Raw genomic sequence first — 8,129 nt, forward strand, 5'->3', positions numbered from 1 at the left:
CCCCGGCGCGGCTCGCCCCCTCCCATCTGCCGTGGCCCCCGGCGAGCTGAGACGCACAGCGACCGGAGCGGAAGTACATCGGATCTATCTTCGGCTCGTTCCATGCATTGACGCGCTTTGAGCGCCAGTCCTACGCTGCGCCAGACGATAGATCCGATGAATCGTTCCTGTGATCCGCCCGCTCGACCCCCACACCAGCGCGACGCCCACCAGGAGTGATTGACATGAGCCCTTCACATTTAGAGCCGTCGAGACGTGCGGTTCTCGCAGCCGGCGGCCTGCTCGCCGGCGGCGCGGTCTGGGCAATGACCCCGGCGACATCCATTGCCGCACCCGCCTCACCCACGGACGGCTGGAAGAAGACCGCGTTCACCTACGGCATGCAGAAACCGTGGAACCTCGACCTGAGCGACCGCTACACCAACAGCGGCGGCGTCCACCGCATGTGGGTGTACGACACCGACGAGCCCATGTCGCAGGGCAGTTCCACCGACCCGCGCACCGAGATGCGCTGGAACCAGGAGTACACGTCCGGGCAGCACATGTGGGACGCCGACGTGTACCTCCCGTCCGGCACGAACGGCGCGACCTTCGTGCAGATCCTCCGTGTGATCCACCCCTCGGGCACCCCCGCCACGGACTTCATGCTCAACGCCTACAGCGCGAGCGGCGGATCGGTGCGGGCCTACGACAGCACCGTCCTCAAGACGAACGCCTACAACACGTGGTTCAACGTCAAGCTCGAACACAACGCCTCCGGCGGCAGCGTCAAGGTCTACTTCGACGACGAGCTGGTGCTGACCAGAGAGGACCGCGGGCCCGCCACCCGCCACTTCAAGAACGGCGTCTACCACCACGGCAACGGCCGCGCCGAGGCGCGCTTCCGCAACCTCACCTACTGGACGCGATGACCCGTGCGGAGACGCACGGAGGACCTTGACGAACCGTCGCACCTTGGAGGCACCCGCAATGACCTCTAGAAGAACCGTGCTCGGCACCGTGCTCGGCGGCACGACACTCGCCGCCCTGCCCACGGTCGCCGAAGCCGCTTCCCCCGGCACCCCCGCAGGCGCTGCCGAGGGCGAAGGCCTCGGGGCCGGTCCCGGCCGCGCCCCCTGGACGCTCCGCAACCGCATGGACTCCAGCGGCGCCTGGTCCGGCTTCCTGCGCCGACAGGACCTGATCTGGCACAAGCTGCCCAAGCTGTGGCACGAAGGGCCGTTCCTGGGTGACGGACGGCTGGGCAGCATGGTGTACCAGGATCCGAACACGAACGGCATCCGCTTCACCGTCCAGCACGGCGAAGTGCAGGACCACCGCCCCGAGTTCGGCAGCGGCTGGGGCACGTGCCGGCTGCCCGTGGGGCATCTGACCCTCGATCCGGTCGGCACCGTCACCGCGGTCGACTGGCGGCTGAGCCTGTGGGACGCCGAGCTCACCGGCACGGTCACCACGGACAAGGGCTCCCTGACGTTCGCCGCGTTCATCCACGACGGAATCCTCGCCACACGTGCGACAGCCGACGGCGGCGAGAAGGTCCGCTGGACGTTCCACCCGGAGGAGGCGATCAGCCCCAGGAAGATCAGCGAGGAGCCGCCGGCCGGATACACCCCCAACCCGCCCTGGACGACCCGGACCACCGGCGATGTCCAACAGATCCTCCAGCCGCTCACCGGCGGCGGCCAGACCGCGACGGCCCACCGCCGCTCCGGTGACGTCCTGCTGCTCACCGTCGCCCACAGCCATCCCTCGGACACGCGGGCAGGCGAAGCCTCGTTGAAGAAGATCCAGCGGGCGGACGCCTACGGGGTGCTCCGCAGCCGCCACACCACCTGGTGGCACGCGTTCTACCGCAAGAGCTTCGTCTCGGTCCCCGACGAGCGGCTGCAGAGCTTCCACTGGATCCAGCTCTACAAGATCGCGTCGGCCAGCCGCGAGGGCGGCCCGGTGATGGCCACCTCAGGACCGTGGCTGGAGCCCACACCGTGGCCCGCCGTGTGGTGGAACCTCAATGTGCAGCTCGAATACTGGATCGTCCACGGCTCCAACCACCCGGAACTCGACTCGCTCGCCAGCACCCTCCGGCAGAGCCAGGAACAGCTGATCGCGAACGTACCCGCCGCCTACCGGTCGGACAGCGCCGGAGTCGGCCGCAGCTCGGACATGTTCATGAACCGCAGCGCCCCCACCCCGGGCAGCGGCGGCGAGTCGGGCAACCTGACCTGGGCCCTGCACAACGCGTGGCTGAGCTACCGCCACACCATGGACGAGGGCCTGCTGCGCGACACGATCTACCCGCTGCTGCGCCGCGCGATGAACTACTACCTGCACTTCCTCCAGCCGGAGGACGACGGCAAGCTGCACCTGCCGTCGACGCTGTCCCCGGAGTATCCGGTGGTCCCCCCGAAGGACACCAACTACGACCTGTCACTGATCCGTTGGGGCTGCGCCACACTGCTGGAGGCCTCCGAGCGCCTGGGAGTCGACGACCCCCTGAAGCCGCGCTGGCAGGAGGTCCTGACCAAGCTCACGCCGTACCCGGTGGACGGCAACGGATTCATGATCGGTGCGGACACCCCGTACGCCCAGTCCCACCGCCACTACTCCCACCTGCTGATGGTCTATCCGCTCTACCTCGTCAACTGGGACCAGCCGGAGCAGCGCGAGCTGATCGAGAAGTCGGTCGCCCACTGGCACGCGCTGACCGGAGCCCACCGGGGGTACAGCTACACGGGCGCCGCGTCGCTGTACGCGATGATGGGCCGCGGTGAGACCGCGCTGTCGTACCTGAAGATGTTCTTCGACCCGACGACGCGCTACCCCTGCCGGGCCAACACCCACTACACCGAGGCCGGTCCGGTCATCGAGACCCCGCTGTCGGCGTCGCAGTCCCTGCACGACATGCTCTGCCAGAGCTGGGGCGGTGTCGTACGGGTCTTCCCCGCCGTACCGGACTCCTGGGCCGACGTCACCCTCCACGACTTCCGCACCCAGGGCGCCTTCCTCGTCAGCGCGGCCCGTACCGGCGGTGTCACCCGCTTCGTCCGCGTACGGAGTCTGGCGGGCGAGCCGCTGGAACTCCGGCACGGTCTGAGCGGCGGCCCGGTGACCGCACTCCTCGACGACGGCTCCCCGGCCCGCACCCGCCCGACGGACGACGGCACCCTCGCCATCGACCTGCCCAAGGGCCGCGAGGTGCTGCTGTACGCGGGCAGGCGACCCGACCTGGTCATCGCCCCGGTGACCGTGAGCGAGCCGGGCGAGCCCTGGGGGCTGCCGTAGCTGGTGCGACCCGCTTCCGCACCCGGTGCCCGGCCGCTCTCGTCGTTCGCGGCCGGGCGCCGGGCCCGACGGCCGTGTCGTCAATGTCCGCGAAACGCGTCCTCGAGCCACCAGGCCCCTCGGTCCCCGACCACCTTGGCGTCGACGAGCAGGGGCGCGCGGACCGTGGCCCGGCGACCCAGTCCTCGACGGCCTTCAGGTCCGTCCGCGTGCGTACGGTCACGGCCTCGAAGCCGTACCCCCGCGCCACTGCGGCGATGTCGGTCGGCGGGAACTCGACCGTGTCGAGCGGATGTCCGTGAGGCCCGAAGTGGTGCACCTCGGCTCCATAGGCGTCGTCGTTGTACACGACGACCACCATCGGCAGCCCCAGCCGGCGTACCGTGTCGAGTTCCGCGGCGCCCATCAGCGCGCCACCGTCCCCGAGCGCGGCCACCGCAAGCCGGTCCGGACGCGCCAGCGCGGCACCGATCGCGGTCGCCAGCCCCAGGCCGATCGACTGGAACGCCTGGGTGAAGCAGAGGCCGTTCTCGTCCGGCACCGACAGATACATGCTCGGGTAGCCCATGAAGTTGCCGGAGTCCACGCCGATCACCCGCTCCGCGGGGAGGATGTCGTCGAGCGCGATGCTCAGCGTGCGCGGGTCGATCCGCTCACGCGTGCTCGTGTCCTCGTACGGCACATCCCGCCAGCGCACGCCCGCGGCGATGGCCGAGGCGGTGCCGGCGGTCCGGCAGCCCTGTCGTTCCGCGTCCCCTGTGTACCGCTCCAGCACGCGCCGCGCCGTGAGTTCCACGTCGCCGGTGACCCGCACATGCACCTGTCGATGCGCCCCGAGCGCCGACGGGTCGTCGTCGACCTGCACGACGGTCGTGTCCGCACCGATCAGCCGGCCGTGCCTCGTGGTCCACATGTTCAGCGCGCAGCCCCAGCCCACGATCGTGTCCGCCGACCCGATGAGTTCGGCTGCCAGGGGCGACGCGAAACCTCCGGACACGTCGAGCGACCACGGATTGCCGTGGAACAGACCGCGCGCCACGGCGGATGTCGCCAGCAGCGCACCGCAGCGGTCGGCGAGCGCCTCAAGGGCATCCCGGGCACCGGGCGAGCGTGATCCCCGGCCGGCCACGAAGACCGGCTGCCGCGCCCGCTCCAGCACCTGCGCCAGTGCCGCCACGTCGGTCGGCGCCGGCTCGACCGCCGCCCGTTCCGACGGTGGCGCGGCCTGCGTCAGGACACCGTCCGGCACGTCCAGTGCCTGCACCTCCAGGGGGAGGTTGAGCAGCACGGTGCGTCGTTCGTACAGGGCCCGGTGCACCGCGGCGCGGGCCTGCCCCACCGCGTCCTCGGCCGACGTGATCCGTACCGGAACCGCGCCCACCGCGCGCGCCAAAGCCGCTTGGTCGATGTGGAAGTTGGACCTCGGCTCGGTCACCTCGGCTGCCGACACGAGGAGCGGCGTACGGCTCTTGGCCGCCTCGGCGATGCCCGTCATGGCGTTCGTCAGGCCGGGCCCCTGATGCACGGTCACGGCGGCCACCGTGCCGCTCATGCGCGCGTACGCGTCGGCCATCGTCGCCGCGCCGCCTTCGTGACGTGCGGCGACAAAGCGTGACCCTGCCGCGACCATGGCATTGGTCAGATGGAAGTTGCCCGATCCGACGACTCCGAAGACATGACCGACCCCGGCCGCGGACAGCGCCCGCCCGACGGCCTCCGCGACCTTCACGAGCGCTCCACCAGCGCGAGGACCCGCGCGGGAGAGCCGGACCCTGCGACGATGGGCAGCGGTCCCGCGATGACGACGGAGCCGGTTGCCGGCAGTGCCGCCAGGTTCTGCAACTGCGTCAGTCCGTACTTGTCACTGCCCATGAGATAGGAGTGGCAGGGGAATGCCGGGTCGAACGCGTGCCCACGCCCGGCGTCGGTGCCCACCGTCTCCACCCCGAGGCCGATCACCGGCGACTCCTGAGCCACCCAGCGGGCGCACTCCGCCGACAGGCCGGGGGTGTGCGGTCCGTTCTCGTCCGCGTTCAGGAACTCCTCCTGCGCGTGCGAGCGAGCGTCCCACCCGGTGCGCAGCAACAGCCAACCGCCTTCGGGCAGGGGCCCGTTCTCGGCCTCCCATGCCTTCACGTGCTCGACCTCCACGAGGAAGTCCGGGTCCTCCTGTGCCTCGGCGGTGAAGTCCAGAACAGCGGCCGGTGCGATCAGCCGACGCGCGGGCACGGACGCCACGTCGGAGAGGTCCTTCCCGGTCACCCAGTGGTTCGGGGCGTCGAAGTGGGTCCCGGTGTGCTCGCCACTGCGGAAGTTGTTCCAGTACCAGGCCGGTCCCCGGTCGTCGTACCGGCTGATCTCCTCCAGCTCGAACACGGCGGTCTGACCGAACTCGGGCGGCAGCTGGATCACCGGCGTCGACGACGACAACGGCGAGGTGAGGTCGACGACTTCGATGGCCCCACCGCGCAGGGCGGACACCAGCGAAGCGAGGACGGACGGCTCGGGCATGGGGGCCTCCTGACACACGGCGGAACTGAAGGCGGAACTGGCGGCGAAACCGACACGCTGAACAGAAATACTGAACACGAATGCGGAACTGACAGCATGACAGCGGCCCGGCCCCCGGACACGTGGTCCGGACGGCGAGCCGTCGGGTGCCGGGGAAGCGTTATCCCTTCTTCCCCGGGTTCACCGCGTCGAAGACGAGCACCTTCCGTTCGAGGTCGGCATGGAACGTCGCCGTGTAGCGGTCCCCGGTGACGGCACGGGTGAAGTCCGGGCTCGTCTGCCACCGGGCGCTGGGCGGCACCTGAACGCGCAGGTCGCTCGGGGCCCCTGGCTGTCCGGATGCCTCCTGCCAGGCGTAACCGTCCCGCAGTCGGGCAGCGTCGGCGTCGGTCAGCCGGACGACCCCGGACATCCGCACGTCGGTGGGTCCGGGCGCCGACGACCGGTCGTTCCTGCCGATGGCTTCACCCTTTCAGACCACGGAGGAGAAGTCCCCGAACTCCGGGAAGCGCACCCGCACCGGCTCCTCGTCCTTCCGGAGACCGGCGGCCGAAGAATCAGCCGTTGCGGTCGCCCGGGAGTCCTCGGTGCGGACGGACTCCACGGACCGCGCCTGCTCGGCGCAACCCGTCAGCACGAGCGCGGCCACCGCGGCCGCGGCGAGGCGGGCGAGGACCCGGCCGCCTCGGTGTCGTCGTATATCGGTGCACATCATGGCCCACCGTAGTTCTTGCCCGGTTGCAAGCCATCGCATTTCCCTCGACTCGCCCCCGAAGAGCAGGACGAGGGCATCCGCCGTGGCGGCCGGTAGGTCCAGGGATCCAGCAGAGCGCCACCGCCAGCGGTGACTTCGGCCGCGCCACCTGCACCGGAACGCTGCCCAGCCCGCCCCCCGATCCGAACCCGGCCAACACCGCGGGCCGACCGCGCACCCGCTCGCGCCCAACCGATCAGACCCTGTTACCGTTTCGCGAACGCCACACAGCCACGTACTGGCTCGGAGGTGCCGGGGCTGACCGTGAAGGCCGCCCGCGCCAGCAACCCTCGGGGCACCACCGCCATGGCCATCCGTGACCATGCCGGACGGTAGGCGGCGAACAGTTCCGCCGCTCGTTCGGCTTCAGCCCGGCTGCCGGTCCGGCGGGCGGCTTCGGTGAGCAGGTCACGCACGAAGTCCCACGCGGGCATGTTCCTGCCCGAGGTGTACTTGCGGATCGTGGAGTCCTTGAACGCGGGACGGCGCAGGGCGAACTCCCGGGAGCTGAGCCCCGTCAGCTCCAGCAGCGCCCGCAGAAGCGCACCGAACTCCCCCTGATCCTGTCACTCTCCTCCAGCGATGACTCCCCGCCCGTACGCTCCGGCAGGTCTTCCCCCGGCTGCATCATCGGTTCCCGCCTTCACCGGATCCCGGGCCCCACCAGAACCACCCGTCGTCTCTCTGAACAGTCGCCCACCGCCCAGTCCGAGTCAGGACGTTCCCAGACGATCACGCACTGCCGAGTCTGGCGACTCTGTCGATGATGGCGTCGGCGACGCTCGGTTCGATCCAGGGCATCCGGGAGACCGCGCGCTGGTGCGCCAGCCCGTGCAGGCAGACCCAGAGGGTGACCGCGTCCGTCTGCGGGTCGGTGGTGGCCGATTGCCCTGCCGCACCACAGTCGGCGAGCGTTTCGGCAAGCAACTGCATGGCGTCCGCACCGAGGGTCGTCAGATCCTCGGCTGTCAGCGAGTTCTCCCCCAGGGTCGGCATCCACTGGCCTCCGAACATGGCGCGGTAGCGCCCGGGGTGTTCCTCCGCGTAGCCGAGATAGGCGCGACACAGGGCATACAGCCGATCCCGGGCATCATCACCGGCGGCATTCGCGGCGGCCCTGAGATCGGATTCCAGGGCGGTGAACTCCCGTCGGACCACAGCCAGCATGATGGCCGGCTGGTCGGGGAAGTGCGGGTAGATCGACGGAGCGGAGATGCCGATCTTGCGAGCGACCGACCGCAGGGTGATCGTCCGCTCGTCTCCGGTCTCGTGCAGCAGGGTGGCGGCAGCATCGACGATGTCATCGCGTAGGCGGCTTCCTTCGCCGCGCCGGTTTCGTTCTCGGGAGGCTCGCTTCGGCGTGCGCTGACTCGTCGCGTCGTTTGTGTTCACACTCGTAACCTTACGCAAGAAGATTGTCGCCGGGGCCCCTCGCGTGCGCGTCATCGCACGGCCCGTCACCCCACATGTGAGCTCCGTGCACAGCGCCCGACCCGGACTGAGGGAGGGTGTCGTGCCGGTGCCATCGACCCGGTCGCCCGCGACAGGCCGCACACCCGACCGCATCCACCCTTGGCCCACC

At 70.0% G+C, this 8,129-nt stretch carries 8 protein-coding genes; 2 read left to right on the top strand and 6 right to left on the bottom strand.

What is annotated here, in order from left to right; translation table 11 throughout:
* Window positions 1-224 precede the first annotated feature (224 nt).
* Both FPZ41_RS42235 and FPZ41_RS42240 read left to right on the top strand, forming a co-directional pair.
* Window positions 225-911 carry a cinnamyl alcohol dehydrogenase gene (locus FPZ41_RS42235; RefSeq protein ID WP_152869670.1) on the top strand — a complete coding sequence of 229 codons (687 nt, stop codon included), beginning with the start codon at window positions 225-227 and terminating at the stop codon, window positions 909-911.
* 58 nt (window positions 912-969) lie between these two features.
* Window positions 970-3,282, top strand: a complete 2,313-nt coding sequence (locus tag FPZ41_RS42240; RefSeq protein ID WP_152869672.1) for a glycosyl hydrolase family 95 catalytic domain-containing protein — start codon at window positions 970-972, stop codon at window positions 3,280-3,282.
* Here the strand turns inward: FPZ41_RS42240 and FPZ41_RS42245 are convergent.
* The 6 genes from FPZ41_RS42245 to FPZ41_RS42270 form a co-directional block, all read right to left on the bottom strand.
* On the bottom strand, window positions 3,230-5,011 hold the full coding sequence (locus FPZ41_RS42245) for a thiamine pyrophosphate-binding protein (RefSeq protein ID WP_322621430.1): 1,782 nt from the start codon (window positions 5,009-5,011) through the stop codon (window positions 3,230-3,232). The two genes, FPZ41_RS42240 and FPZ41_RS42245, sit on opposite strands and share 53 nt — an antisense overlap.
* The gene (locus FPZ41_RS42250) at window positions 5,008-5,793 is read right to left on the bottom strand and encodes a cyclase family protein (protein WP_152869674.1); all 786 of its coding nucleotides are present in this window, start codon (window positions 5,791-5,793) and stop codon (window positions 5,008-5,010) included. Before FPZ41_RS42250 ends, FPZ41_RS42245 begins: the two co-directional genes overlap by 4 nt.
* A 160-nt stretch (window positions 5,794-5,953) precedes the next feature.
* Window positions 5,954-6,205, bottom strand: a complete 252-nt coding sequence (locus tag FPZ41_RS42255; protein WP_152869676.1) for a hypothetical protein — start codon at window positions 6,203-6,205, stop codon at window positions 5,954-5,956.
* 60 nt (window positions 6,206-6,265) lie between these two features.
* Window positions 6,266-6,508: a hypothetical protein gene (locus tag FPZ41_RS42260; protein ID WP_194236409.1), complete on the bottom strand. Its 243-nt coding sequence runs from the start codon at window positions 6,506-6,508 to the stop codon at window positions 6,266-6,268.
* A gap of 245 nt (window positions 6,509-6,753) precedes the next feature.
* Window positions 6,754-6,981: a hypothetical protein gene (locus FPZ41_RS42265; protein ID WP_152869679.1), complete on the bottom strand. Its 228-nt coding sequence runs from the start codon at window positions 6,979-6,981 to the stop codon at window positions 6,754-6,756.
* A 298-nt stretch (window positions 6,982-7,279) separates the two neighbouring features.
* The coding region (locus FPZ41_RS42270) for a TetR/AcrR family transcriptional regulator (RefSeq protein ID WP_228023369.1) at window positions 7,280-8,129 on the bottom strand (850 nt) is incomplete at its 5' end.

It is taken from the genome of Streptomyces acidicola, from assembly GCF_009377235.1.
Classification (GTDB): domain Bacteria; phylum Actinomycetota; class Actinomycetes; order Streptomycetales; family Streptomycetaceae; genus Streptomyces; species Streptomyces acidicola.

Excerpts from the sequence above, each read along its gene's own strand:
- FPZ41_RS42235 (WP_152869670.1), top strand. The coding sequence starts at position 225 with ATGAGCCCTTCACATTTAGAGCCGTCGAGACGTGCGGTTCTCGCAGCC.
- FPZ41_RS42240 (WP_152869672.1), top strand. The coding sequence starts at position 970 with ATGACCTCTAGAAGAACCGTGCTCGGCACCGTGCTCGGCGGCACGACA.
- FPZ41_RS42250 (WP_152869674.1), bottom strand. The coding sequence starts at position 5,793 with ATGCCCGAGCCGTCCGTCCTCGCTTCGCTGGTGTCCGCCCTGCGCGGT.
- FPZ41_RS42255 (WP_152869676.1), bottom strand. The coding sequence starts at position 6,205 with ATGTCCGGGGTCGTCCGGCTGACCGACGCCGACGCTGCCCGACTGCGG.
- FPZ41_RS42260 (WP_194236409.1), bottom strand. The coding sequence starts at position 6,508 with ATGATGTGCACCGATATACGACGACACCGAGGCGGCCGGGTCCTCGCC.
- FPZ41_RS42265 (WP_152869679.1), bottom strand. The coding sequence starts at position 6,981 with ATGCCCGCGTGGGACTTCGTGCGTGACCTGCTCACCGAAGCCGCCCGC.